The organism is Pseudomonas sp. QS1027, assembly GCF_002814235.1.
Taxonomy (GTDB): Bacteria; Pseudomonadota; Gammaproteobacteria; order Pseudomonadales; family Pseudomonadaceae; genus Aquipseudomonas.
Window position 1 is genome coordinate 130,792 of sequence record NZ_PHSU01000011.1, and the last position, 24,715, is coordinate 155,506.

Here is a 24,715-nt window from a genome sequence, read left to right on the forward strand (position 1 = left end):
CGGGTAGCGATTCACATACGCGCTCAGCCGGAGGACAATGCGGTAAAAGCCCCACTCAAAGGAGCCCCGAATGTCCGTTCCAAAGACGATGTTTCAACTCAGCGGCCGTGGTTATGCAGCCGCCAATCTGAGCCATGCCAGCCTGTTGATCATCGACGCCCAGAAAGAATATCTCAGCGGCCCGCTGGCCTTGTCCGGCATGGACGCTGCCGTCGACAATATCAAGCAACTGGTTGCCGCCGCCCGCCAGGCCGGTCGGCCCATCGTGCATATCCGTCACCTGGGCACCGTGGGCGGTCTGTTCGACCCGCAGGGCGAACGCGGTGAGTTCATTCCGGGGCTGGAACCCCAGGGCGACGAAACCCTGATCGGCAAGCTGCTGCCCAGTGCCTTTCACGGCACGGGCCTGGAGAAACACCTGCAGGAGCTCGGTTCCCTGGACCTGATCGTCTGTGGCTTCATGAGCCACTCCAGCGTCAGCACCACGGTGCGCGCGGCGAAGAACCTGGGCTTCCGCTGCACCCTGGTGGAAGATGCCTGCGCGACCCGCGACCTGCCCCACAAAGATGAAATCATCAGCGCCGCCCAGGTCCAGCGCACCGAGATGGCGATCATGGCGGACAACTTCGCTACCCTGGCGCAGACCAAAGACCTGATCGGCTAGCGGCTGCGATGGGCTGTCCTGACGACCGCCCATCCATTACTCCAGTCAATCGCGTCTCATTTTCCGATTTCCCGGACACATCAGGAACAAGCCGACCATCTCCCGGTCGAAGGGCCGATACTCATAGAGGAAATCGGAATGAAGATATCCGATGGTTTTGACGCTCGCCGCCTGCGCCCCCGGGGCCAGAGCACCTGGGGCTCGCGTTTGAGCGCTGCCATTGCGGCGCTGTTGGCCACCCTCGGGGTGTTGCTGGTGATGGCCGGCGCGGCCAGCCTGCTCGGCCATGCGCCGGCACTGGGGGATTTGAATGCCACGCCGACCGGTTCGGCGGTGGCCTTGGGCGTGGGCGTACTGACGCTCTGGTTCGGGGTCTGGCTGTGGCGCCGCAGCCGTCGCCGGATGCGCAGCCGCCATGGGCTGAACATCGCCCCTCACCTGATGAAAAAGCACGACTGATCAAGCACCTGCGCGCAATCGACTGTGACGACACCCGGGGGACTTGGGTAAACTGCCAGGCCCTGCGGAGGCTGACATGCAAGACGACGACTTTTCCCTGTTCAAAAGCGAGATCCGCGGCGTCAAGCCGATCAAGCATGACCGTGCCGACACCGGCAAACCCAAGTCCGACCGCGCGCAACTGGCCAAGCTGCGCCAGGCGGCCACGGTGCGGGTGCAGGACACCGCCGTGGACGGGCTGTCCGACCAGTTCGTCATCGACGTCGGTCCCGAAGACGACCTGCACTGGGCTCGCGACGGGGTCCAGGAAAGCCAGATGCGCAAGCTCAAGATCGGCCAGATCCCCTTCGAAGGCAGCCTCGACCTGCACGGCATGAGCGTGGAAAAAGCCCGGGAAACCCTCTGGGCGTTTCTCGCCGAGGCGACCAGATTCGAAATCCGCTGCGTGCGCGTCACCCATGGCAAGGCCGTGCGCCTGGACGGCAAGCGCCCGATGATCAAGAGCCACGTCAACACCTGGCTCCGGCAGCATGCCCAGGTCCTGGGTTTCACCTCCTGCCAGCCGAAGCATGGCGGCGCGGGCGCGGTGTATGTGATGCTGAAACGGACCATGATGGAAGGTCGCGACGAGTAACCGAACTGTCATCGAATTTGCAGGCGGCTGCCAGCCGCCGTATCCTTGTTCTTTGCGTAGACTCCCACAGGTAGCTTCATGTCCCTGGAACAGAATTACACCGAGATCCTCGGCCAACTCGGCGAGGACGTCTCCCGCGAGGGTCTGCTCGACACGCCCAAGCGCGCCGCCAAAGCCATGCAGTACCTTTGCCGCGGTTACGAACAGAGCCTGGAAGAAGTCACCAACGGTGCCTTGTTCAGCTCTGACAACAGCGAAATGGTGCTGGTCAAGGACATCGAGCTCTACTCGTTGTGCGAACACCACCTGCTGCCCTTTATCGGCAAGGCCCATGTGGCCTACATCCCGAGTGGCAAGGTGCTGGGCCTGTCCAAGGTCGCGCGTATCGTCGACATGTACGCCCGCCGCCTGCAGATCCAGGAAAACCTCAGCCGCCAGATCGCCGATGCAGTCCAGCAGGTGACCGGTGCCCTGGGTGTGGCGGTGGTGATCGAAGCCAAGCACATGTGCATGATGATGCGCGGCGTGGAGAAACAGAATTCGTCGATGATCACCTCGGTGATGCTCGGTGAGTTCCGCGAAAACGCCGCGACCCGCAGCGAGTTCCTGGCGCTGATCAAGTAAGATCGGGCGACAGAAAAAACCGGCACTCATCGCCGGTTTTTTTTCGCATGGGGAAAATCAGGTAAGCTGCGCCCCTTCTCCACCGCCCGCGAGGCTATCCCGTGTTCGTCAAAGCACTTCGAGTCGGCCTGGGCCAACTCATCATCTTCATCGATTTCCTCACCCGACCAAGCAAGCAAAAGCGCTCCGCGCCGGACCAGGCCAAGGTCGATGCCGCAGCCAGGGACCTGACCCTGTATCAGTTCCACGCCTGCCCGTTCTGCGTGAAAACCCGCCGCACCCTGCGCCGTCTGAACGTACCAGTGGCCCTGCGTGACGCGAAGAACAACGAACAGGATCGCCAGACCCTGCTCGAGCAAGGCGGCAAGATCAAGGTGCCGTGCCTGCGCATCGAAGAAAACGGCCAGACCACCTGGATGTACGAGTCCAAGGTGATCATCGATTACCTGGACAAGCGCTTTGCCGCCGCCTGAATCCGGTCGCCGTCAATTACGGCAACCATTGGTTTCATCACGGCATTCGGTATAGGCCTTCAATTGCGCCGCCCGTTGCTTGGTCAGTTCAGTCTTGCACTGCAGATCAAGCAACGGCCAGATCGAACCGCCATCCGCCGGCTTGCCATTCTGATACAGGCAATCGGCGTCACGGAAAGCCAGCCACTTGCGCTGGGCGTCCTGGAGCGCGGCCTTGTTGGCCGGGGTCTTCAGGTAATCCATCTGGGTCTTGTAGTAGGTGTTCAGGTCGTTGTCGGCCTGCTTGAAGGCCTTGCCCGCACATTCATTCATCGACGCCTGGTTGGCATCGCAGTTATCGGCTGCCTGTACACCCGCGGCCAGGCCCAGCAGGCCGATTGTCAAAAACGCTATGAGTGGGTATTTCATGGACGGCACCCCGTTCAATGGATAAAAAACCAAGTTCTCGTAGGACCTCGCCGGCGGCAAAAGTGCTTGCGCGGGCAAAAATAAACCGGCCCTGAGGCCGGTTCAGGTGTTTCTGAATCTATCGCTCAATCAAGCATGCCGACATGCTTCGGATGGCTGGCCACCCGCTGCAACCAGGCCTGGATGCCTGGGTATTCGCTCAAGTCGAAGCCACCCTGATGGGCCACATGGGTATAGGCATACAGCGCGATGTCGGCGATCGAATAGTGCTCGCCCACCAGGTACGGGGTTTGCTGAAGCTGCTTCTCCATCACCTTCAGCGCCTTGTGCCCACGCTTCTGCAGCTTGAGGTATTCCTCGCGACGCTCCTCCGGCAGGCCCAGGTAGAACTCGATAAACCGCGCCACCGCGATATAGGGCTCGTGGCTGTACTGCTCGAAGAACTGCCATTGCAGGACCTGGGTGCGCAGACGCGGCTCGGTCGGCAGGAACTCGCTGCCATCGGCCAGGAAGTTGAGAATCGCGTTGGACTCCCACAGGCAGGTGCCGTCTTCCAGCTCCAGCACCGGGACTTTGCCGTTGGGGTTCTTCGCCAGGAATTCCGGGGTCTCGGTGTCACCCTTGAGGATGTCCACCGGGTGCCAGCGATATTCCTGCCCCAGCAAGTGCAGCATCAGCTTGATCTTGTAGCAATTGCCCGACTGGTAATCGCCATAAACCTTGTACATGGCCCTCCCCTTAAGCCGCTTGTGCAGCCTGTGCGTGACGGATGACAGCAGCCAGGCGCTTGAGACCTTCGTCCAGGCGCTCCGGTGCGATGTGACTGAAGTTGAGACGAAGATTACCCGGATTACGCTCCGGTTCGGCAAAAAAAGGTTCGCCGGGCATGAATGCGACGTCCCGGCTCAACGCCTCGGCGAGCAAGGTACGGGTATCCAGCGGCTGCTTGAGGGTCAGCCAGAAGAACAAACCGCCCTGTGGCACCTGCCAATCGGCCAGGTCAGCGAAGTGGCACTCCAATGCCTGTTGAAAGGCATCCCGTCTGACCCGGTAAAAGTCACGGAGTTGCACCAGGTGCTGGCGATACTTTTCCGTACCTATCCACTGCAACGCCTGCCACTGGCCGATGCGGTTGGTGTGCAGGTCCGCCGACTGCTTGAGCTTGAGCAGATGGGGGAACAGGTCCGGGCTGGCAATCAGGTAACCGACCCGCAAGCCGGGGGCCAGGGTCTTGGAAACGGTGCCGCTGTAGATCCAGCTGGCACGCTGCAAGCGCCCGGCAATCGGTACCGCGCTGACGCCATCGTAACTGAGCTCACGATAGGGCTCGTCTTCGATCAAGGTCACCCCGAACTCATCGAGCAATGCCGCCACGGCGGCGCGCTTGGCTTCGCTATAGCAAACGGCGGACGGGTTCTGGAAGGTCGGGATCAGGTAGATAAAGGCCGGGTTGTGTTTTTCCAGGCGGGCGCGCAACTGGAGCAGATCAGGTCCGTCATGCTCCTGGGGGATACTCAGGCAATCGGCACCGAACAGCTGGAAAATCTGCAGGGCCGCCAGATAGGTCGGGGCCTCAAGGAGAATATCGGTGCCCTTGTCGATGTACAGCTTGGCCGCCAGATCCAGGGCCTGCTGCGACCCGCTGACCACCAATACCTGGCTGGCCTGGCAGTCGATACCCCGCGCCCGCGCCTCGGCGGCCAAGGCTTCACGCAAGGCCGGCTCGCCCTCACTCATGCCGTACTGCCCCATGGCGACTGGCATCCCCTCCCATGCCAATGTCGGCAGCATCGCTTCGGCCGGCAGCCCACCGGCGAACGACATCACCTCGGGACGCTGTGCGGCGGCGAGGATTTCACGAATCAGGGAGCTTTTCAGACGGGTCACGCGTTCGGAGAAGGCCATGGCAGGTCACCGGTAGCTAAGTGAGCGAAAAGTACGTCAAACTGCTTGACCGAAATTACGACGCCGAGAGCCAATACGTCAACATGCTTGACCTTAAAAATTCGAATGCCCAGCAAGACGCCATGCAGGCTTTCTTTTTCGGTTACCAGGCGTTCACCGCCAAAGCCGACGAAATGCTCGAGCGTCGTGGCTTGAGCCGGGTGCACCAGCGCATTGTGTTTTTTATCGCCCGTTACCCGGACGTGAGCGTCAAGGAGCTGCTGGCCTTGCTCGGCGTCAGCAAACAGGCGCTGAACATGCCGTTGCGTCAACTGACTGAAATGGACCTGGTGCGCAGCCTTGCGTCCGAGACCGACAAGCGCAAACGCCTGCTGCGCCTGACGGCGGACGGGGCAAGCCTGGAAGAGTCGTTGCGCCGTGAGCAGGTCAAGTTGTTGCAGAAGGCCTTTGCCCAGGCCGGTGAAGCCGCGGTGGACGGCTGGCTGGCGGTGAACCTGGCGCTGGGGGAGAACCGCCCTTCCTGATACACCCCTTGCAGGAGCCGGCGGGCTGGCGATAGCGGTTTATCAGGCGATAGAGATGTCGACTGTCAGATTGCGATCGCCAGCAAGCCGGCTCCTACAGGTTTAGAGACAACTCCCGCCGACAAGACGCCACCTTCCGACGTATCGCACACAAATCAAAAAACATTATTTGCTTTATTTGTATACAAAAGCATAATTCGTTTCGTGCGAGTTCCTGACTTTATAGTCAACAAACCCGTGCTGCCTCAAAGAGCCGCTGCCCGCCCTTGCGTCCGGCTCTGGAAATAACAATAAAACTCTTGAGGAGTACTCGCTGTGGAAAGCCGCAAATCCGAAGCCCCCCTGCTGGACCTGTCGCCACCGTCAAGTTCCGGTCTGCTGGAACGCCTGTTCAAGCTCAGGTTGCATGGCACCACGGTGAAAACCGAACTGATCGCCGGGGTGACCACCTTCATCACCATGGCCTACATCATCTTCGTCAACCCGAACATCATGGCTGACGCCGGTATCGACCACGGCGCCGCCTTTGTCGCCACCTGCATCGCCGCCGCCCTCGGCTGCCTGCTGATGGGCCTGTACGCCAACTGGCCGGTGGGCCTGGCCCCGGGCATGGGCCTGAACGCGTTCTTCACCTACACCGTGGTCGGCACTATGGGTTATCACTGGGAAACCGCCCTCGGCGCGGTGTTTATCTCCGGCGTGCTGTTCATGGCCCTGACCCTGTCGCGGATCCGCGAATGGTTGCTCAACAGCATTCCCGTCAGCCTGCGCCATGCGATGGGTGCAGGGGTCGGGTTGTTTCTCGGGGTGATCGGCCTGAAAACCGCCGGGATCGTCGTCGCCAGCCCCGCCACCCTGATCAAGCTCGGATCCCTGCATGAACCCGGCCCGCTGCTGGCGGCGATCTGCTTCCTGATGATCGCGATCCTCAGCTACCACCGGGTCTTCGGCGCCATCCTGATCAGCATCATCACCGTGACCCTGGCCGGCTGGGGCCTGGGCCTGGTGGAATACCACGGCATCTTTTCCACGCCACCGAGCCTGGCCCCGACCTGGATGGCCATGGACCTGAAGGGCGTGTTCAACGTCAGCATGATCAGCGTGGTCCTGGCCTTCCTCTTCGTGCACATGTTCGACACCGCCGGCACCCTGATGGGCGTCGCCCAGCGCGCCGGCCTGGTGAACGCCGAAGGCCGCATCGAGAACCTGTCCCGGGCCATGAAGGCGGACAGCGTCTCCAGCGTATTCGGTGCGGTGGTCGGTGTGCCGCCGGTCACCAGCTACGTGGAAAGTGCCGCGGGTGTCGCTGCTGGTGGTCGGACTGGTCTGACCGCTGTTACTGTAGGTATCCTGTTTGTCGCGGCCATGTTCTTTGCCCCGCTGGCTGGCATGATCCCTGCGTACGCGACCGCCGGCGCGCTGATTTACGTGGCAATGCTGATGATGAGTGGCATGGCGCATATCGAGTGGGACGACGCGACGGACAGCATTCCGGCGATTGTCACGGCGATCATGATGCCACTGACTTTTTCGGTCGCCGACGGCATTGCCCTGGGTTTTATCACCTATGTGGCGCTGAAGGCCGGGACCGGCAAGTTCAAGGATATTTCCATCAGCCTGTGGGTGTTGTGCGCCATTTTTATCGCCAAGTTCATCTTTCTGTAAGAGAACCCAGGCGGTAGTAACCGGCCTCACTTCGGTGGGGCTTTTGTACGAAGGGAGAAACCTGATGAGTCTGGAAACCTGGTTGTTGTTCAGCAGTGCCGCCCTGGTGGTGATCCTGATCCCCGGGCCACTGTCGCTGCTGATGATCAGCAACAGCCTGAATTATGGATTGCGTCGCTCATACCCGGCCTTTCTCGGCGGTGTCAGCGCCTCGATCTGCTTGTTGAGCGCCTCGGCCCTGGGCCTGGGTGCGTTGCTGCTGGCCTCGGAGCGGTTGTTCAGTGCCCTGAAGATTGTCGGCGCGTTGTACCTGTTCTACCTCGCCTGGCAGAGCTGGCAGCAATCACGGCAACCGGCACGGGCGGCGAATGTGCCCGAAACCGCGCCGGTCCCGCGCTTTCGTGCCCTGTTTGGGCGCGCCTTTGTGCTCGGCGCCAGCAACCCGAAGGACATCCTGTTCTTCGCCGCCTTCCTGCCGCAGTTCCTCAAGGCCGACCAACCGTTTCTCGGCCAGTTGCAGGTGATGATCGCCACCTGGACCGTGCTGGACCTGCTGTGCAAGCTGGCTTATGGCCTCGGCGCCCATGGTGCGGCGGGGTATTTGCGCAGCGGCAAGGGGCAGGACTGGTTCAACCGGATCAGCGCCGGGTTGTTCGGTGGGGCGGGCGCGGTGTCGTTGTTGAGCCGTTAGAGATGGAGTGCCAGTAATGGCCTCTTCGCGGGCAAGCTCCGCTCCCACAGCTTTGTGTCTGTACACAATACCGAGATTGACTCGGACATTGTGGGAGCGGAGCTTGCCCGCGAAGAGGCCCTCACATTCACCATCACAACCTCTGCCAACCCAATCGCGAGACATAAAAAAGCCCGCAGTGAAAGCGGGCAAATAACCAAGGAAGCTTTTGCGCAGATGCTTGGGGAATCTAGCTGCCTCGGTAGGTCGAATAGCTGTAAGGCGAAATCAGCAACGGTACATGGTAGTGATCCTGCTCGGCACTGATCCCGAAACGCAGCACCACCACGTCGAGGAACGCCGGCTCCGGCAGCGTCACGCCGCGAGCCCGATAGTAGTCACCGGCCTGGAACTGCAACTGATAGACCCCGGAGCGGTAATCGGCCCCTTGCAGCAACGGCGCGTCGCAGCGCCCGTCGCTGTTGGTCAGGGCGCTGGCAACCAGCTCCAGCTGTGCGCCTTCGACCCTGTACAGCTCGACCTTGATCGAACTGCCGGGGCAGCCATGTGCGGCATCCAAAACATGTGTAGTCAAACGTCCCATTGATTCTGCGGGCCGGCCCGCCCTTCAGGCAGATCAGGCCTCGCGCCTCCCGGAGTCAGTGGATAAAGGAGAAACCGGCCCCTGGCAAAACACCAGCTGACGCGGCTCGAAAATTATTAAGACACTTTTACAAAATATTGTACACAATAAATTCGACATTTTTTTCCGCCATCTCCGCCCAACCCCTACCGGCCACGAATCCAGCGCAATCGCTTGCCAGTGCAAGACCTGCAAAGCATTAACTGACCGAACAGGCAAGTTTCTTGCAGGGTTTCCCAGGGCGAAACGTGCAGTCATTCGGCGGAAAGAAATGCAAAAAAACGGGCTTACAAAATGAATATAAAGTTGTATACAATCACTCCATCGCCGTGACGCCACCCGGTTTTGACGGGGCACCACGCAACCGTCACCACGAACAAGAAGGAAGACTGCAGTGAGCGCCGACTACCCACGCGACCTGATCGGTTACGGCAGCAACCCGCCTCACCCCCATTGGCCGGGCAATGCCCGCATCGCCTTGTCCTTCGTGCTCAACTACGAAGAAGGCGGCGAACGCAACATCCTCCATGGTGACTCGGAATCCGAGTCCTTCCTCTCGGAAATGGTCGCGGCGCAGCCTCTGCAGGGCGCGCGCAACATGAGCATGGAGTCGCTCTACGAGTATGGCAGCCGTGCCGGCGTGTGGCGGATTCTCAAGCTGTTCAAGCGCTTCGATATTCCCCTGACCGTATTCGCCGTGGCCATGGCCGCCCAGCGCCACCCGGACGTGATCCGCGCCATGGTCGAGGCCGGCCACGAGATCTGCAGCCACGGTTACCGCTGGATCGACTACCAGTACATGGACGAAGCCCAGGAGCGCGAGCACCTGCTCGAAGCCATCCGCATCCTCACCGAGATCAGCGGCGAACGTCCGCTGGGCTGGTACACCGGACGCACCGGGCCGAACACCCGCAAGCTGGTGATGGAGGAAGGCGGTTTCCTCTATGACTCGGACACCTACGACGACGACCTGCCCTACTGGGAGCCCAACAGCCCCACCGGCAAGCCGCACCTGGTGATTCCCTACACCCTCGACACCAACGACATGCGCTTCACCCAGGTGCAGGGCTTCAACACCGGCGACGATTTCTACCAGTACCTCAAGGATGCCTTCGACGTGCTCTACGCTGAAGGCGACGAAGCGCCAAAGATGCTCTCCATCGGCTTGCACTGCCGCCTGATCGGCCGCCCGGCACGCCTGGCCGCCCTCCAGCGCTTCATCGAATACGTCAAGGGCCATGACCGGGTCTGGTTCAGTCGCCGGGTCGATATCGCCCGTCACTGGCACGCCACCCACCCTTTCCAGGGAGCTGCGAAATGACTGCCTTCCAGACCCTCAAACCCTCGACCTTGAGCCGCGAAGCCTTCGTCCAGGCCTTCGCCGATATCTACGAACATTCGCCCTGGGTCGCCGAAAAGGCTTTCGACCTGGGCCTGGATCCCGACCTCGACGAGATCGAGACGCTGCACCAACGCATGAGCGACATCCTCTTGAGCGCCGATCACGCTAGCCAGCTGGCCCTGATCAACACCCACCCGGACCTGGCCGGCAAAGCCGCCGTCCAGGGCCAGTTGACCGAAGCCAGCACCAACGAACAGGCCGGCGCCGGTATTCACCAATGCTCGAACGAAGAGTTCCAGCGCTTCACCGAGCTGAACGACGCCTATAAAGCCAAGTTCAAGTTTCCCTTCATCATGGCGGTAAAAGGCAGCAACCGGCATCAGATCCTGGCCGCGTTCGAAGAGCGCATCCACAACCCGGTGGACACCGAGTTCCAGTGCGCACTGGCCGAGATCAACAAGATCGCCCTGTTCCGCCTACTGACCCTTTAGCGAGCCGTACCTGAATCCGGCAAGCCTCCCCAGCCCCTCATTAAAAGGCAGACAAAAAGCATGAAAGCTTACGCCGTACCTTTCGAGAAATTCGTCAACCTGGCCGACGCCCGCCTGGGCACCAGGATCCTCTCGGTCACCGATGACTGGTTCGCCGACGCCAACCGCCTGTTCCAGCCGACCCCGGCCGTCTGGAAGGAAGGCGTGTTCGATGACAACGGCAAGTGGATGGACGGCTGGGAGTCGCGCCGCAAACGTTTCGAAGGCTATGACAGCGCGGTGATCCGCCTCGGCGTGGCCGGCTCGATCAAGGGCGTGGACATCGACACCTCGTTCTTCACCGGTAACTACCCGCCGTCGGCCTCCCTGGAAGCCTGCTTCCTGAGCACCGGCGAGCCGGACGAAAACACCCAGTGGGTCGAAGTGCTGTCCGCCGTCGAGCTGCAAGGCAACAGCCATCACTACCACGAGATCAGCAACGACCAGGCCTTCAGCCACCTGCGTTTCAACATCTATCCGGACGGTGGCGTGGCGCGCCTGCGGGTCTACGGTATTCCGTTCCGTGACTGGTCGGCGGTGGGCGACAACGAACAGGTCGACCTGGCTTCCGCCCTCAACGGCGGCCGTGCCCTGGCCTGCTCCGACGAGCATTTCGGCCGCATGAGCAACATCCTCAACCCGGGCCGTGGCATCAACATGGGCGATGGCTGGGAAACCGCGCGCCGGCGTACCCCGGGCAATGACTGGGTGATCGTGGCCCTGGGTCATCCGGGCGAGATCGAACAGATCATCGTCGACACCCTGCACTTCAAGGGCAACTACCCGGACAGCTGCTCGATCCAGGGCGCCTTCGTCAAGGGCGGCACCGACAGCCAGATCGAGACCCAGAGCCTGTTCTGGCGTGAACTGCTGCCGAGCCAGAAGCTGGAAATGCACCAGGAACACAGCTTCGCCGAACAGATCAAGGCGCTGGGGCCTATCACCCATATCCGCCTGAACGTATTCCCGGACGGTGGTGTAAGCCGGCTGCGGGTGCTGGGCAAAGTCGCGAAGTAATCCCATGGGTGGTCTCGCGCCTCGCGCGGGGACCACCGATACACAGAATTCGAGAACAGAAGAACCGCATGCGCACACTGACGATTGAACCGCTGAGCAAAGAAGCCTTCGCCCCTTTCGGTGACGTGATCGAAACCGACGGCAGCGATCACTTCATGATCAACAACGGTTCGACCCAGCGTTTCCATCGCCTGGCGACGGTGCAAACCGCCACGCCGGACGACCAGGCGATCATCAGCATCTTCCGCGCCGACGCGCTGGACATGCCCTTGACCGTACGCATGCTCGAGCGCCATCCGCTGGGCAGCCAGGCTTTTATCCCGCTGCTCGGCAACCCCTTTCTGATCGTGGTCGCGCCCCTTGGCGATGCACCGGTATCAGGCCTGGTCCGCGCCTTTGTCAGCAATGGCAGGCAGGGCATCAATTACCATCGCGGCGTCTGGCACCACCCGGTGCTGACGATCGAAAAGCGGGATGACTTCCTGGTGGTTGATCGCAGTGGCTCCGGCAACAACTGCGATGAGCATTTCTTCAAAGAGGATGAGTACCTGATCCTCGCCCCCCACCAATAAGAGAAGGTCTGATCACTCCCGAAAAAGAGTGACAGGCGAGAGGTAAAGACTGTGCAAGCACATCTGATGGAATGGCTGAACCTGAGCGTGCGCTGGATTCACATGATCACGGGCGTGGCCTGGATCGGTGCATCGTTCTACTTCGTCTGGCTGGAGAACAACCTCAACCGGGTCAACCCCAAGGACGGCCTCGCCGGCGACCTGTGGGCGATCCACGGCGGCGGTATCTACCACCTGGAAAAATACAAGCTGGCCCCACCGACCATGCCGGACAACCTGCACTGGTTCAAATGGGAAGCCTATTTCACCTGGATGTCGGGGATCGCGCTGCTCTGCGTGGTGTTCTACTCCAACCCGGTGCTCTACCTCGTGGCCCCCGGCAGCGGCCTGAGCGGCCCCGAAGGCGTGGCCATCGGCATCGGCGCGCTGATCGCCGGCTGGTTCGTCTACGACTTTCTCTGTGACTCGGCCCTGGGCAAGCGCCCGGCCCTGCTCGGCTTTATCCTGTTCGTGCTGCTGATTGCCGCCGCCTACGGGTTCAGCAAGGTGTTCAGCGGTCGCGGCGCCTACCTGCATGTCGGCGCGATCATCGGCACCATCATGGTCGGCAACGTGTTCCGGATCATCATGCCGGCCCAGCGCGCCCTGGTGGCGGCCATCGCCGAGAACCGCACGCCGGATCCGGCCCTGCCGGCCAAGGGTCTGCTGCGCTCGCGGCACAACAACTACTTCACCCTGCCGGTGCTGTTCATCATGATCAGCAACCACTTCCCGAGCACTTATGGCAGCCCGTACAACTGGCTGATCCTGGCCGGAATCGCGGTGCTGGCGGTGCTGGTGCGGCACTATTTCAATACCCGCCACAACACTCAGAAGTTTGCCTGGACCTTGCCGGTCGCGGCCCTGGGGATGATCTGCCTGGCCTACGTCACCGGCCCGGCCTCGACTCCAAGCGCACCGCAAGTGGCCAAGGCCCCGGCGAAGATCGAGTACCAGCCGTTGCCGGAGACCGCGCTGGGCGGCAAGCCCGCCCAGGCCACGCCGGCGACACCAGAAACGCCGGCCGTTGCCGCCGCGCCGGCCGCCGCTTCGGTTCCTGCTCCTGCTCCCGCGCCAACGACGGCGAGCACAACCAGTGCCGCCGACGTCAGCTTCGACAAGGTTCACAGCGTGATCCAGGAACGTTGCGCGGTGTGCCATTCGGCCCAACCCACCAGCCCGCTGTTCAGTTCGGCGCCAGCCGGGGTGATCTTCGATACCGCGCAACAGATCCAGCAACTGGCCCCGCGTATCCAGGCCCAGGCCATCACCACCCAGATCATGCCGCTGGGCAACATCACCCAGATGACCCAGCAGGAACGCGACCTGATCGCTGCCTGGATCAACCAGGGGGCACGCACCAACTGAATGTCGCTGTTAGCCAGCTGATTTGGAGACACCGCGTTACCTGCAGGAGCGTGGCTTGCCCGCGAAGCTTTTAGCGATCTTGAAAGCCTCTTCGCGGGCAAGCCCTGCGCCTACAGGTTCGTGATCAACCGTGAAACGGTTGCGTTACCCCGGTTACAAAAAACGCTGTCCGCAACCACACAGCGCTAAAACCACAAGAATAAAAAGATCCGAGGTGTTGCATGTCCGAGTTATCCGAACCGCGCATCCCCGCCGCACCCGCTATCCAGCGTCTGCCCCTGTTGCAGCTGATCCTGGTGGGTCTGCAACACGTTCTGCTGATGTATGGCGGCGCCGTCGCCGTACCGCTGATCATCGGACAGGCCGCCGGCCTGGGTCGTGAGGAAATCGCCTTTCTGATCAACGCCGACCTGCTGGTGGCCGGTATTGCCACCGTGGTGCAATCCCTCGGCATCGGCCCCATGGGCATCCGCATGCCCGTCATGATGGGCGCCAGTTTCGCCGCCGTCGGCAGCATGGTGGCCATGGCCGGCATGCCCGGTATCGGCATGACCGGGATCTTTGGCGCCACCATCGCCGCCGGTTTCTTCGGCCTGCTGATCGCGCCCTTCATGTCCAAGGTCGTGCGCTTCTTCCCCCCTCTGGTCACCGGCACCGTGATCACCGCCATCGGCCTTTCGCTGTTTCCGGTGGCAGTCAACTGGGCCGGCGGCGGCAGTGCCGCGACACAATTCGGCTCGCCGATCTACCTCGCGGTGGCCGCGCTGGTGCTGGCCACCATCCTGCTGATCAACCGCTTCATGCGCGGCTTCTGGGTGAATATCTCGGTGCTGATCGGCATGGTCCTGGGCTATGTGCTGTCCGGCATCATCGGCATGGTCGACCTCAGCGGCCTGGCCCAGGCGCCCTGGCTGAAAGTCGTCACTCCGCTGCATTTCGGCCTGCCGCAGTTTCACCTGGCACCGATCCTGTCCATGTGCCTGGTGGTGGTGATCATCTTCGTCGAGTCCACCGGGATGTTCCTCGCCCTGGGCAAGATCACCGGCCAGGACGTCACCCCACGCATGCTCCGACGCGGCTTGCTGTGCGACGCTGGCGCCTCGTTCCTCGCCGGTTTCTTCAACACCTTCACCCACTCCTCCTTCGCCCAGAACATCGGCCTGGTGCAGATGACCGGCGTGCGCTGCCGTTCGGTGACCATCGTCGCCGGGATCTTCCTGATCATCCTCAGCCTATTGCCCAAGGCCGCGTTCCTGGTCGCCTCGATTCCACCCGCGGTACTGGGCGGCGCGGCCATCGCCATGTTCGGCATGGTCGCGGCCACCGGGATCAAGATCCTCCAGGAAGCCGACATCTCCGACCGGCGCAACCAGTTGCTGGTGGCGGTGAGCATCGGCATGGGCCTGATCCCCGTGGTGCGGCCGGAGTTCTTCGCCCACCTGCCGCTGTGGATGGGTCCGATCACCCACAGCGGTATCGCCATGGCGACCTTGAGCGCCGTGTCCCTGAACCTGCTGTTCAACGTGCTGGGGGGCGCCGAACGGGCGGCACTCAGCGGGCATCCTCACCCGCACTGATGCCCTTGCCGGCGGAGTCGAGCGCTCTGGCACGGGGTGCTTGAGCCCTGCGGCGCGAGTCAGTATGCTGCGCGCCCGCTCGAATCCGCTCGAACAAGCCATCGCCACCGACACCTGACCCAAGCGCCAGCCTATCCCGGCGCGGGACAACCCCAAGGCCCATCGAAGCACTCCCGGCTCGACTGTCCCACGGACGGCCGAACGAGGCGTCTTTGACCTTTTTTTGCCTTGATCCAGCCCTTGCCAGGAGCAGGCAGGCTGGCGAGCCGGTGGTGGCACACAGAGAAAAAAGGCGCCAGACCCAGAGTGCCGAACGACGGAAATCGTGGAACCACTGACCTTAGGGAGCACACCCATGAAGCGCACTTGTACGAGCCTGATATTGTCCGCCACCCTGCTGGGCGCAGGAACCGCCTGCGCAGGCGACCTGTTGCAATGGCAGAACAACAGCCTGACCTACCTGTACGGCAAGAATTTCACCGTCAACCCGCAGATCCAGCAGACCCTGACCTTCGAACATGCCGACGCCTGGAAATACGGCGACAACTTCTTCTTCCTCGACCGGATCTTCTACAACGGCAAGGCCGATACCAATCTCGGCCCGAACACCTACTACGGCGAGTTCACCCCGCGCCTGTCCATGGGCAAGATCTTCGACCGCTCGTTCGCCTTCGGCCCGGTCAAGGATGTGCTGCTGGCCATGACCTACGAGTTCGGCGAAGGCGATACCAACGCCTACCTGTTCGGCCCGGGCTTCGATCTGGACGTCCCAGGGTTCGACTACTTCCAGCTGAACTTCTACCAGCGCCATACCGACAGCAATCGCCCGGGCAGCAATATCTGGCAGATCACCCCGGTCTGGTCCTACACCATCCCCGTGGGCAGCTCCGACGTGCTGATCGACGGCTACATGGACTGGGTGGTGGACAACGACCGCAATGCCCAAGGGACCTACCACGCCAACCTGCACTTCAACCCGCAGATCAAGTACGACCTGGGCAAGGCCCTGCATTGGGGCGAGAAGCAGTTGTACGTGGGTATCGAGTACGACTACTGGAAGAACAAGTACGGCCTCCAGAGCAGCAGCGACTTCAGGACCAACCAGGACACCGCGAGCCTGTTGATCAAGTATCACTTCTAAGGGGGCCGTAAGTCCTGCGGCGCCGGGTCGACCGCTATCGCCAGCAAGCCGGCTCCTACAGTTGTGCACCTCGCCACAGACTCTCGGCGTGCGCAAAACCCTGTAGGAGCCGGCTTGCCGGCGATGGCGACCGAGAGGACAGCGCAGGGCTCAAGGGCCTGACCGCCTTTGCTCATTCAGACGTGTGGAAGGGGCATTCTTGAGCCTTGCGCAAACCCGGTGCTACCATGCCCAACCGCCCGGGCCGGCAAGGAAAAACCTGGTTTATGAGCACCATCCGCGAACGCAACCGTGAACTGATCCTGCGCGCCGCCAGCGAAGAGTTCGCCGACAAGGGCTTCGCCGCCACCAAGACCAGCGATATCGCGGCCAAGGCCGGCCTGCCCAAGCCCAACGTCTACTACTACTTCAAATCCAAGGACAACCTCTACCGCGAGGTGCTGGAAAGCATCATCGAGCCGATCCTCCAGGCCTCGACCCCCTTCAACCCCGCGGGCGTGCCCGCCGAGGTGCTGGCCGGTTATATCCGTTCGAAGATCCGCATATCCCGCGACCTGCCGTTCGCCTCCAAGGTCTTCGCCAGTGAAATCATGCACGGCGCACCGCACCTGAGCCCCGAGCAGGTGGAACAGCTCAACGCCCAGGCCCGGCACAATATCGCCTGCATCCAGACCTGGATCGACCGCGGCCTGATCGCCCCGCTCGACCCCCACCACCTGATGTTCAGCATCTGGGCCGCGACCCAGACCTATGCCGATTTCGACTGGCAGATCTCCTCGATCACCGGCAAGGCCAAGCTGGAAGACGTCGACTATGAAGCGGCCGCGCAGACCATCGTGCGGCTGGTGCTCAAGGGTTGTGAACCGGATCGATAGACCGCGGTGCGCCATTCGCGGCGGTGCGGCGACCCGACAAGCCCTGCGCCTACAGTCCTGAGTCGATCACTGATTTTGTGTACGACACAACACTGTAGGAGCAGGGCTTGCCCGCGAAGACGTCAGCCCAGACGACAAAAATCAGACTGACACCCCGGCATCCGCGACCAGGCCCAACGCCTCGACCGCACTGATCGCACACTGCTCGTCGATATCCGACGTATCGCCGGTGATCCCGATGGCCCCGATCACCCTGCCCTCCTGATCGCGAATCAACACCCCACCCGGCGCCGGCACCACGCTGCCCTGCCCCAGGCTGTTCAGCGCCGCCACAAACGCCGGCCGCTGCTGCGCGTCCAATGCCAGCAAGCGCGAGCCCTTGCCCAGGGCGATCGCCCCCCAGGCCTTGCCGATGGCGATCTGCGGCCGCAGCAGGCTCGCCCCATCCTCGCGTTGCAGTGTCACCAGGTGACCACCGCCATCCAGCACCGCAATGGTCAGCGGTGCCGCCGAAATGGCCCGGCCGGCGGAAATCGCCTGGCTGGCCAGGTTGACTGCGACGTTCAAGGTTAAAGCGCTCATGGTGCCGTCCTTATCAAGTGAGGGGGAGAGCCATTGATGCTCCGCTTGCGGAGTCTTCTCACGGACAAATAGAACACAATATTAAATATTTTTGTATACAAAAATATGATAACCATTGCTCAACCACCCCATAAAACAACCTCAGAACGAATCTATCGATCATTTGAGAAAAGGCATTGACCAGCGCCGCTCAGCGTGAATACACTCGCCACACAGCAACTTGTATACAATTACAAAACGCAAGAGGCACAAAATAATGAGCAAAATGAGAGCAATCGAAGCCGCCGTCCTGGTGATGCGTCGCGAAGGCGTGGACACTGCCTTCGGCATTCCCGGTGCCGCGATCAACCCGCTGTACAGCGCGTTGCAAAAGCTCGGCGGTATCGATCACGTCCTTGCTCGCCACGTCGAAGGCGCCTCGCACATGGCCGAGGGTTACACCCGCACCAAGGCCGGCAATATCGGCGTGTGCATCGGCACGTCGGGGCCGGCCGGCACCGACATGGTCACCGGCCTGTACAGCGCCAGCGCCGACTCGATCCCGATCCTCTGCATCACCGGCCAGGCGCCACGGGCACGGCTGCACAAGGAAGACTTCCAGGCCGTGGACATCACCAGCATCGTCAAACCGGTGACCAAGTGGGCGACCACCGTGCTCGAACCCGGCCAGGTGCCCTACGCCTTCCAGAAAGCCTTTTATGAAATGCGCTCCGGCCGCCCCGGCCCGGTGCTGATCGACCTGCCGTTCGATGTACAGATGGCGCAAATCGAATTCGATATCGAGGCCTACCAGCCACTACCGCTGGCCAAGCCAAGCGCCACCCGGATTCAGGTCGAGAAGGCCCTGGCCCTGCTCGACCGGGCGGAACGCCCGCTGCTGGTGGCCGGTGGCGGCATCATCAATGCCGATGCCAGCGAACTGCTGGTGGAGTTCGCCGAACTGACCGGGATTCCGGTGATTCCGACCCTGATGGGCTGGGGCACGATTCCCGACGATCACCCGCTGATGGTCGGCATGGTCGGGCTGCAAACCTCCCACCGCTACGGCAACGCCACGTTGCTCAAATCCGATGTGGTGCTGGGTATCGGCAACCGCTGGGCCAACCGTCACACCGGCTCCGTGGAGGTCTACACCGAAGGGCGCAAGTTCATTCACGTGGACATCGAACCGACCCAGATCGGCCGCGTCTTCACCCCGGACCTGGGCATCGTTTCCGACGCTGCCGCGGCCCTGAGCGTATTTATCGAAGTGGCCCGCGAATGGCAGGCCGCCGGCAAACTGAAGGATCGCAGTGCCTGGCTCGGCGATTGCCAGCAGCGCAAGGCCAGCCTGCAGCGCAAGACCCACTTCGACAACGTGCCGGTCAAACCCCAGCGCGTCTATGAAGAGATGAACCAGGTGTTCGGCAAGGACACCTGCTACGTCAGCACCATCGGCCTGTCGCAGATTGCCGGCGCGCAGTTCCTCCACGTCTACAAGCCACGGCACTGGATCAACTGCGGCCAGGCCGGACCGCTGGGCTGGACCATTCCGGCAGCACTGGGGGTGGTCAAGGCCGACCCGGACCGCAAGGTGGTGGCGCTGTCCGGCGACTATGACTTCCAGTTCATGATCGAGGAACTGGCGGTGGGCGCGCAGTTCAAGCTGCCGTATATCCACGTGGTGGTGAACAACTCCTACCTGGGGCTGATCCGCCAGGCCCAACGCGGCTTCGACATGGACTACTGCGTGCAGCTGTCCTTCGACAACCTCAACGCACCGGAACTCAACGGTTATGGCGTGGACCACGTGGCCGTCGCCGAGGGCCTCGGTTGCAAGGCCCTGCGGGTGTTCGAGCCGGACCGGATCCAGGGCGCGTTGCGTCAGGCCCAGGCGATGATCGAGGAATTCAGGGTACCGGTGATTGTCGAGATCATCCTCGAACGGGTGACCAATATTTCCATGGGCACCGAGATCAACGCCATCAACGAGTTCGAGGACCTGGCGCTGGTCGGCAACGATGCGCCGACGGCGATTGCCTTGCTCGACTGATCCCACACCCGCGCAGGGACAGGCTTGCCAGCGCAGTCGATATCACCTTCACTGCCGCTATCGCTGCGCCCGCAGCCTGCCCGAACGCTTTGTACCGATTCGCAAGGAGACTCCCATGCCACGCTTTGCCGCCAACCTGTCCATGCTCTTCACCGAAGAGGATTTCCTGGCCCGTTTCAAGGCCGCCGCCGATGCCGGTTTCCGCGGTGTGGAATACCTGTTCCCCTACGATTTCAGCTCTGCCGAGATCAAGGCGCAGCTCGATACCCACGGCCTGACCCAGGTACTGTTCAACCTGCCGGCGGGCGACTGGGCCAAGGGCGAACGCGGGATTGCCTGCCACCCGGACCGGGTCGAGGAGTTCCGTGCCGGGGTCGACCTGGCCATCGCCTATGCACAGGTGCTGGGCAATACCCAGATCAATTGCCTGGCCGGTATCCGCCCCCAGGGCGTCGAGGATGCCGCGCTGGAAAAGACCTTCATCGACAACCTCAAGTACGCCGCCGGCAAGCTTGAAGCCGTCGGCATCCGCCTGGTGATGGAAGCGATCAACACCCGCGACATCCCCGGCTTCTACCTGAATACCACGGCCCAGGCCCTGTCGATTCGCCATCAGGTGGGCAGCGCCAACCTGTTCCTGCAATACGACATCTACCACATGCAGATCATGGAGGGGGACCTGGCGCGGAGCCTGTCCGACCACCTGGCCGAGATCAACCATGTGCAGCTGGCCGACAACCCTGGGCGGCATGAGCCGGGGACCGGAGAGATCAACTATCGATTCCTGTTCGAGCACCTGGACCGCATCGGCTACCAGGGCTGGGTCGGTTGCGAATACAAGCCGCTGACCAGCACCGAAGCCGGGTTGGGCTGGTTGAAAACCCATAACGCGATATAAGAAAAAGAGGACGTTGTCATGGCTAAAATCGGTTTTATCGGCACCGGCATCATGGGGCATCCCATGGCCGCCAATCTGCAAAAGGCAGGTCACAGCCTGTTCCTGTCCAACCACCACGACGCCGCCCCGGTCGACCTGATCAGTGCTGGCGCGGTGGCCCTGGCCACCCCGAAGGAAGTCGCCCAGGAAGCCGAATTCATCATTGTCATGGTGCCGGACACCCCGCAGGTCGAGGACGTGCTGTTCCGGGCCGACGGGATTGCCGCTGGCGTGGGGCCGGGCAAGATCGTCATCGACATGAGCTCGATCTCGCCCACCGCGACCAAGGCGTTCGCAGCCAGGATCAACGAGAAGGGCGCACAGTACCTCGACGCCCCGGTGTCCGGCGGGGAAGTCGGCGCCAAGGCCGCGACCCTGAGCATCATGGTCGGCGGCGACGCCCAGGCCTTCGCCCGCGCCCTGCCGCTGTTCCAGAACATGGGCAAGAACATCACCCTCGTGGGCGGCAACGGTGACGGCCAGACCGCCAAGGTGGCGAACCAGATCATCGTCGCCCTGAATATCCAGGCGGTGGCCGAGGCGCTGTTGTTCGCCGCGAAAAATGGCGCCGACCCGGCCAAGGTCCGTGAAGCACTGATGGGTGGCTTTGCCTCGTCGAAAATCCTCGAAGTGCATGGCGAACGCATGATCAAGGGCACCTTCGACCCGGGCTTCCGCATCAGCCTGCACCAGAAGGACCTGAACCTGGCCCTGGCCGGTGCCCGCGAGCTGAATATCAACCTGCCCAACACCGCCAATGCCCAGCAGGTGTTCAATACTTGCGCGGCCATTGGCGGCAGCCAGTGGGACCATTCGGCACTGATCAAGGGCCTGGAGCATATGGCGAACTTCTCGATTCGCGAGCGCTAGGTCCTTCCCGGCGGAACGCAGTCAATTGTAGGAGCCGGCTTGCCGGCGATGGCAGCCGATAAGGCGCTGCAAGGCTCACGGGCCTCATCGCCGGCAAGCCGGCTCCTACAGGGACCGTGTTCGCCTTAATTGAAGCGTTCACCCTGACACACCGTCATGCCGAAAATCCCCAACACGCCCCACTGCCCCGACTGGGCAACCGCCCTGCTCAACGGCTTCAGCCAGATCTTCCTCCAGCGCCATCCGTTCTGCGGCCTGTGCTGCCTGCTGGCCATACTCCTGAGCGCCCCCACCCTGCTCGGCGGCGCACTGCTCGGCGGTCTTGCCGGCCTGCTCACCGCCCAGCGTCGCGGCTATCCCAAGGCCGAACGCCAGGCCGGTCTCTACAGCTACAACGGCGTATTGCTGGGCCTGCTGATCAGCCAGCAGTTTCCCTGGTCGATACTGATCCCACCCCTGATCATCGCCGCCTCCGGCCTGAGTGCGATCCTGGTCCGGCAATGGCTCAAGTACGCCGGCAACGCCCAAAGCCTGCCCGCCTACACCGCGCCCTTTGTCGGCCTGGGCTGGTTGCTGCTGGCGTTCACAACCCACAACCCGCCAGGCAGCTCGCCACTCCCCCTCGCAGACACCTTCGCCTACGCCAACGCCGCCTTCATGGGCCTGGGCCAGATTGTCTTCCTCGACCAGCCCCTGGCGGCCTTGTCGATCTTCATTGGGTTACTGATCGCCAATCGCCGCGCCGCTTTCTGGGCGCTCCTCGGCAGCACCGTCGGGCTGGCCTTCGCCCTCCTGAATGATCCGTCGTCACCCACCCAACTGGGCCTGGCCGGCTACAACCCGGCGCTGGTCGCGCTCGCCCTGAGCCAGCAACAGCGCACACCCTGGCCCGCGCTGATCGGCATGGTCCTGGCGAGCGCACTGACACCCGGCTTTTCCGCCCTCGGCCTGGCCCCGCTGACCGCGCCCTTTATCCTCGCCTGTTGGCTGATCCGGGCCGGAGCCCGCGTGCTGCACCAGACCCGCGACGACAACGGCCAAGCCCGCCGGCTTGCGCATTGATCGGCAATCCCCCACGCTTCCCGCATCCATAAGCTTGGGCAACACCTCATGAACAGCAACAACGACTGGCGCCAGCGACTCTACGTCATGGTTTTCCAATCCGACACCGTCGCCGGCAGGCGCTTCGACAAGACCCTGCTGCTGATCATCCTCACCAGCCTGGTGATCGTGATCCTCGACAGCATCGAGAGTTTTCACCAGACCTTCGCCACCCCCCTGGCCTATATCGAATGGGGCTTCACCGTCATCTTCGCCGTCGAATACCTGGTGCGCCTGTACTGCTCGCCGCGGCCGCTGCGCTACGCCTTCAGCTTCTACGGGCTGGTGGACCTGCTGGCCATCGTGCCGGGGATCCTCGCGCTCTACTACAGCGACGCCCAGTACCTGCTGATCATCCGCATCATCCGCATGCTGCGGATCTTCCGGGTCCTCAAGCTCGGCCCCTACCTGAAACAGGCGCACTACCTGCTCGACGCCCTGCGCGGCAGCAAGCAGAAGATCCTGGTGTTCCTGCTCAGCGTCTGCACCCTGGTGATCGTGTTCGGCACCCTGATGTATGTGGTCGAAGGCCCGGAGCATGGCTTTACCAGCATTCCCAAGGGCATCTACTGGGCTATCGTTACCCTCACCACCGTGGGTTATGGCGATATCGTGCCCAAGACCGTACTGGGCCAGGTGATTTCATCCCTGGTGATGATCACCGGTTACTCGATCATCGCCGTGCCCACCGGGATCTTCACCGCCGAACTGGCCAGCGCCATGCGCGGCGATTCGCACAAGCACGACTGCCCAACCTGCGGGAAAAACAGCCACGAGCCGGAAGCTTCTTTCTGCTCTCGCTGTGGGAATCCGCTGTACAAGAAAATAGAATAAGCAAAGCTCTTTTTAATCTTTAAGTGACTATGTCAGCGCCGTTATAGTTGCTGGCAAATTGCCCCTCTCTCAGCTGAAACAAGGACTGCGCAGTGAAAAAACTCTTTGGCGCTTCACTTCTGGCCGCTGGCCTGGCCTTTGGCAGCCTGGCCCAGGCCGCACCGACCTTGCTGAACGTTTCCTACGACGTGATGCGTGACTTCTACAAAGACTACAACGCGGCGTTCCAGAAGCACTGGCAGGCCGAGCACAATGAGAACATCACCTTGCAGATGTCCTTCGGCGGCTCCAGCAAGCAGGCGCGTTCGGTCATCGACGGCCTGCCGGCGGACGTGATCACCATGAACATGGCCACCGACATCAATGCCCTGGTGGACAACGGCAAGCTGGTGCCGGACAACTGGGTCACCCGCCTGCCGAACAACAGTGCACCGTTCACCTCCGCCACCGTATTTATCGTGCGCAAGGGCAACCCCAAGGCCCTGAAAGACTGGCCGGACCTGCTCAAGGACGGTGTCCAGGTGATCGTGCCCAACCCCAAGACCTCGGGTAACGGCCGCTACACCTACCTGTCGGCCTGGGGTTATGTGCTGAAGAACGGCGGTGACGAGAACAAGGCCAGGGAGTTTGTCGGCAAGCTGTTCAAGCAGGCCCCGGTGCTGGATACCGGCGGTCGCGCGGCGACCACCACCTTCATGACCAACCAGATCGGCGACGTGCTGGTGACCTTCGAGAATGAAGCGGAAATGATTGCCCGCGAGTTCGGTCGCGATCAGTTCGAAGTGGTCTACCCGAGCGTGTCCGCCGAGGCCGAGCCACCGGTGAGCGTGGTGGACAAGGTGGTCGACAAGAAAGGCAGCCGTGCGGTGGCCGAGGAATACCTGAAGTACCTGTGGTCGCCGGAAGGCCAGGAAATCGCCGCCAACAACTACCTGCGCCCGCGTGATCCGCAAGTGCTGGCCAAGTTCACCGACCGTTTCCCGAAAGTCGACTTCCTCTCGGTGGAGAAGACCTTCGGCGACTGGCGCACGGTGCAGAAGACCCACTTCAATGATGGTGGTGTGTTCGATCAGATCTATAACGGCAAGTAACCCTGAGCTGTAGAAATTGGGTTTGCCAGCGAAACTTTGGGCGGTCTTAAGGTCCTCTTCGCGGGCAAGCCCTGCTCCTACAGTCCCATGCCTTAGACAAAATTAGTGATCGGCTCAGGACTGTAGGAGCAGGGCTTG

At 61.9% G+C, this 24,715-nt stretch carries 27 protein-coding genes; 22 read left to right on the top strand and 5 right to left on the bottom strand.

The genetic code is table 11. From position 1 onward, the window contains the following. Positions 1–70: 70 nt before the first annotated feature. From CWE01_RS11330 to CWE01_RS11350, 5 genes are all read left to right on the top strand, one after another. A complete protein-coding gene (locus CWE01_RS11330) occupies positions 71–664 on the top strand; it encodes a cysteine hydrolase family protein (RefSeq protein WP_100940618.1) in 594 nt (197 codons plus the stop codon). A 138-nt stretch (positions 665–802) separates the two neighbouring features. Continuing rightward, a complete protein-coding gene (locus tag CWE01_RS11335; RefSeq protein ID WP_100940619.1) occupies positions 803–1,123 on the top strand; it encodes a hypothetical protein in 321 nt (106 codons plus the stop codon). A gap of 76 nt (positions 1,124–1,199) precedes the next feature. Further along, positions 1,200–1,757 carry a Smr/MutS family protein gene (locus tag CWE01_RS11340; RefSeq protein WP_100940620.1) on the top strand — a complete coding sequence of 186 codons (558 nt, stop codon included), beginning with the start codon at positions 1,200–1,202 and terminating at the stop codon, positions 1,755–1,757. A 78-nt stretch (positions 1,758–1,835) separates the two neighbouring features. Beyond that, positions 1,836–2,381, top strand: a complete 546-nt coding sequence (gene folE / locus CWE01_RS11345) for a GTP cyclohydrolase I FolE (RefSeq protein WP_100940621.1) — start codon at positions 1,836–1,838, stop codon at positions 2,379–2,381. Between the two features lie 101 nt (positions 2,382–2,482). After that, entirely contained in the window at positions 2,483–2,854 is a 372-nt protein-coding gene (locus CWE01_RS11350) for a glutathione S-transferase N-terminal domain-containing protein (RefSeq protein WP_100940622.1), read from the top strand. A gap of 12 nt (positions 2,855–2,866) precedes the next feature. On the opposite strand, the gene CWE01_RS11355 is transcribed toward CWE01_RS11350, so the two are convergent. The 3 genes from CWE01_RS11355 to CWE01_RS11365 all read right to left on the bottom strand — a co-directional run bounded on the left by CWE01_RS11355 (position 2,867) and on the right by CWE01_RS11365 (position 5,167). Continuing rightward, positions 2,867–3,262: a lysozyme inhibitor LprI family protein gene (locus tag CWE01_RS11355; RefSeq protein ID WP_100940623.1), complete on the bottom strand. Its 396-nt coding sequence runs from the start codon at positions 3,260–3,262 to the stop codon at positions 2,867–2,869. Positions 3,263–3,387: 125 nt separating this feature from the next. Then, positions 3,388–3,990: a glutathione S-transferase family protein gene (locus tag CWE01_RS11360; protein ID WP_100940624.1), complete on the bottom strand. Its 603-nt coding sequence runs from the start codon at positions 3,988–3,990 to the stop codon at positions 3,388–3,390. Positions 3,991–4,000: 10 nt separating this feature from the next. Further along, the gene (locus tag CWE01_RS11365) at positions 4,001–5,167 is read right to left on the bottom strand and encodes a PLP-dependent aminotransferase family protein (RefSeq protein WP_100940625.1); all 1,167 of its coding nucleotides are present in this window, start codon (positions 5,165–5,167) and stop codon (positions 4,001–4,003) included. A gap of 83 nt (positions 5,168–5,250) precedes the next feature. Here CWE01_RS11365 and CWE01_RS11370 point away from each other — a divergent pair, with 83 nt between their 5' ends. The 3 genes from CWE01_RS11370 (at position 5,251) to CWE01_RS11380 (ending at position 8,047) form a co-directional block, all read left to right on the top strand. Continuing rightward, positions 5,251–5,691 (top strand): MarR family winged helix-turn-helix transcriptional regulator, encoded by a 441-nt coding sequence (locus CWE01_RS11370; RefSeq protein WP_100940963.1) that lies wholly within the window; start codon positions 5,251–5,253, stop codon positions 5,689–5,691. A 315-nt stretch (positions 5,692–6,006) separates the two neighbouring features. Continuing rightward, a complete protein-coding gene (locus CWE01_RS11375) occupies positions 6,007–7,356 on the top strand; it encodes an NCS2 family permease (protein ID WP_100940626.1) in 1,350 nt (449 codons plus the stop codon). A gap of 64 nt (positions 7,357–7,420) precedes the next feature. Continuing rightward, positions 7,421–8,047, top strand: a complete 627-nt coding sequence (locus CWE01_RS11380; protein ID WP_100940627.1) for a LysE family translocator — start codon at positions 7,421–7,423, stop codon at positions 8,045–8,047. 229 nt (positions 8,048–8,276) lie between these two features. Here CWE01_RS11380 and uraH read toward each other — a convergent pair whose 3' ends face one another. Next, positions 8,277–8,630 carry a hydroxyisourate hydrolase gene (uraH, locus tag CWE01_RS11385; RefSeq protein ID WP_100940628.1) on the bottom strand — a complete coding sequence of 118 codons (354 nt, stop codon included), beginning with the start codon at positions 8,628–8,630 and terminating at the stop codon, positions 8,277–8,279. 433 nt (positions 8,631–9,063) lie between these two features. On the opposite strand from uraH, the gene puuE reads away from it, so the two are divergent. The 8 genes from puuE (at position 9,064) to CWE01_RS11430 (ending at position 17,130) form a co-directional block, all read left to right on the top strand. Beyond that, positions 9,064–9,990 (top strand): allantoinase PuuE, encoded by a 927-nt coding sequence (gene puuE, locus CWE01_RS11395; RefSeq protein WP_100940630.1) that lies wholly within the window; start codon positions 9,064–9,066, stop codon positions 9,988–9,990. Then, positions 9,987–10,502 carry a 2-oxo-4-hydroxy-4-carboxy-5-ureidoimidazoline decarboxylase gene (uraD, locus tag CWE01_RS11400; protein WP_100940631.1) on the top strand — a complete coding sequence of 172 codons (516 nt, stop codon included), beginning with the start codon at positions 9,987–9,989 and terminating at the stop codon, positions 10,500–10,502. The genes puuE and uraD overlap by 4 nt, the downstream gene beginning before the upstream one ends. A 60-nt stretch (positions 10,503–10,562) precedes the next feature. Next, positions 10,563–11,558 (top strand): allantoicase, encoded by a 996-nt coding sequence (gene alc, locus CWE01_RS11405; RefSeq protein ID WP_100940632.1) that lies wholly within the window; start codon positions 10,563–10,565, stop codon positions 11,556–11,558. A 68-nt stretch (positions 11,559–11,626) separates the two neighbouring features. Then, entirely contained in the window at positions 11,627–12,130 is a 504-nt protein-coding gene (locus CWE01_RS11410) for an ureidoglycolate lyase (RefSeq protein ID WP_100940633.1), read from the top strand. 51 nt (positions 12,131–12,181) lie between these two features. Beyond that, positions 12,182–13,537 carry a urate hydroxylase PuuD gene (locus CWE01_RS11415; protein ID WP_100940634.1) on the top strand — a complete coding sequence of 452 codons (1,356 nt, stop codon included), beginning with the start codon at positions 12,182–12,184 and terminating at the stop codon, positions 13,535–13,537. Positions 13,538–13,758: 221 nt separating this feature from the next. Then, entirely contained in the window at positions 13,759–15,114 is a 1,356-nt protein-coding gene (locus CWE01_RS11420) for a nucleobase:cation symporter-2 family protein (protein ID WP_100940635.1), read from the top strand. 355 nt (positions 15,115–15,469) lie between these two features. Further along, positions 15,470–16,255, top strand: coding sequence for an outer membrane protein OmpK (locus CWE01_RS11425; RefSeq protein ID WP_100940636.1), 786 nt, complete (start codon positions 15,470–15,472; stop codon positions 16,253–16,255). A 266-nt stretch (positions 16,256–16,521) separates the two neighbouring features. Next, positions 16,522–17,130: a TetR/AcrR family transcriptional regulator gene (locus tag CWE01_RS11430; RefSeq protein WP_100940637.1), complete on the top strand. Its 609-nt coding sequence runs from the start codon at positions 16,522–16,524 to the stop codon at positions 17,128–17,130. A gap of 141 nt (positions 17,131–17,271) precedes the next feature. Here the strand turns inward: CWE01_RS11430 and CWE01_RS11435 are convergent, their stop codons facing one another. After that, positions 17,272–17,712: a heme-binding protein gene (locus CWE01_RS11435; RefSeq protein ID WP_100940638.1), complete on the bottom strand. Its 441-nt coding sequence runs from the start codon at positions 17,710–17,712 to the stop codon at positions 17,272–17,274. A gap of 256 nt (positions 17,713–17,968) precedes the next feature. On the opposite strand from CWE01_RS11435, the gene gcl reads away from it, so the two are divergent. From gcl to CWE01_RS11470, 6 genes are all read left to right on the top strand, one after another. Continuing rightward, the gene (gene gcl / locus CWE01_RS11440; RefSeq protein WP_100940639.1) at positions 17,969–19,744 is read left to right on the top strand and encodes a glyoxylate carboligase; all 1,776 of its coding nucleotides are present in this window, start codon (positions 17,969–17,971) and stop codon (positions 19,742–19,744) included. A 115-nt stretch (positions 19,745–19,859) separates the two neighbouring features. Next, positions 19,860–20,642: a hydroxypyruvate isomerase gene (gene hyi / locus CWE01_RS11445; protein WP_100940640.1), complete on the top strand. Its 783-nt coding sequence runs from the start codon at positions 19,860–19,862 to the stop codon at positions 20,640–20,642. Positions 20,643–20,660: 18 nt separating this feature from the next. After that, complete coding sequence (locus tag CWE01_RS11450) at positions 20,661–21,551, top strand: 2-hydroxy-3-oxopropionate reductase (protein WP_100940641.1); 891 nt, start codon at positions 20,661–20,663, stop codon at positions 21,549–21,551. A 156-nt stretch (positions 21,552–21,707) separates the two neighbouring features. After that, complete coding sequence (locus tag CWE01_RS11460) at positions 21,708–22,613, top strand: urea transporter (protein ID WP_100940642.1); 906 nt, start codon at positions 21,708–21,710, stop codon at positions 22,611–22,613. A 48-nt stretch (positions 22,614–22,661) separates the two neighbouring features. Then, a complete protein-coding gene (locus CWE01_RS11465; RefSeq protein WP_100940643.1) occupies positions 22,662–23,486 on the top strand; it encodes an ion transporter in 825 nt (274 codons plus the stop codon). Between the two features lie 92 nt (positions 23,487–23,578). After that, positions 23,579–24,577 carry a sulfate ABC transporter substrate-binding protein gene (locus tag CWE01_RS11470; protein ID WP_100940644.1) on the top strand — a complete coding sequence of 333 codons (999 nt, stop codon included), beginning with the start codon at positions 23,579–23,581 and terminating at the stop codon, positions 24,575–24,577. The last annotated feature ends 138 nt before the right edge of the window (positions 24,578–24,715 follow it).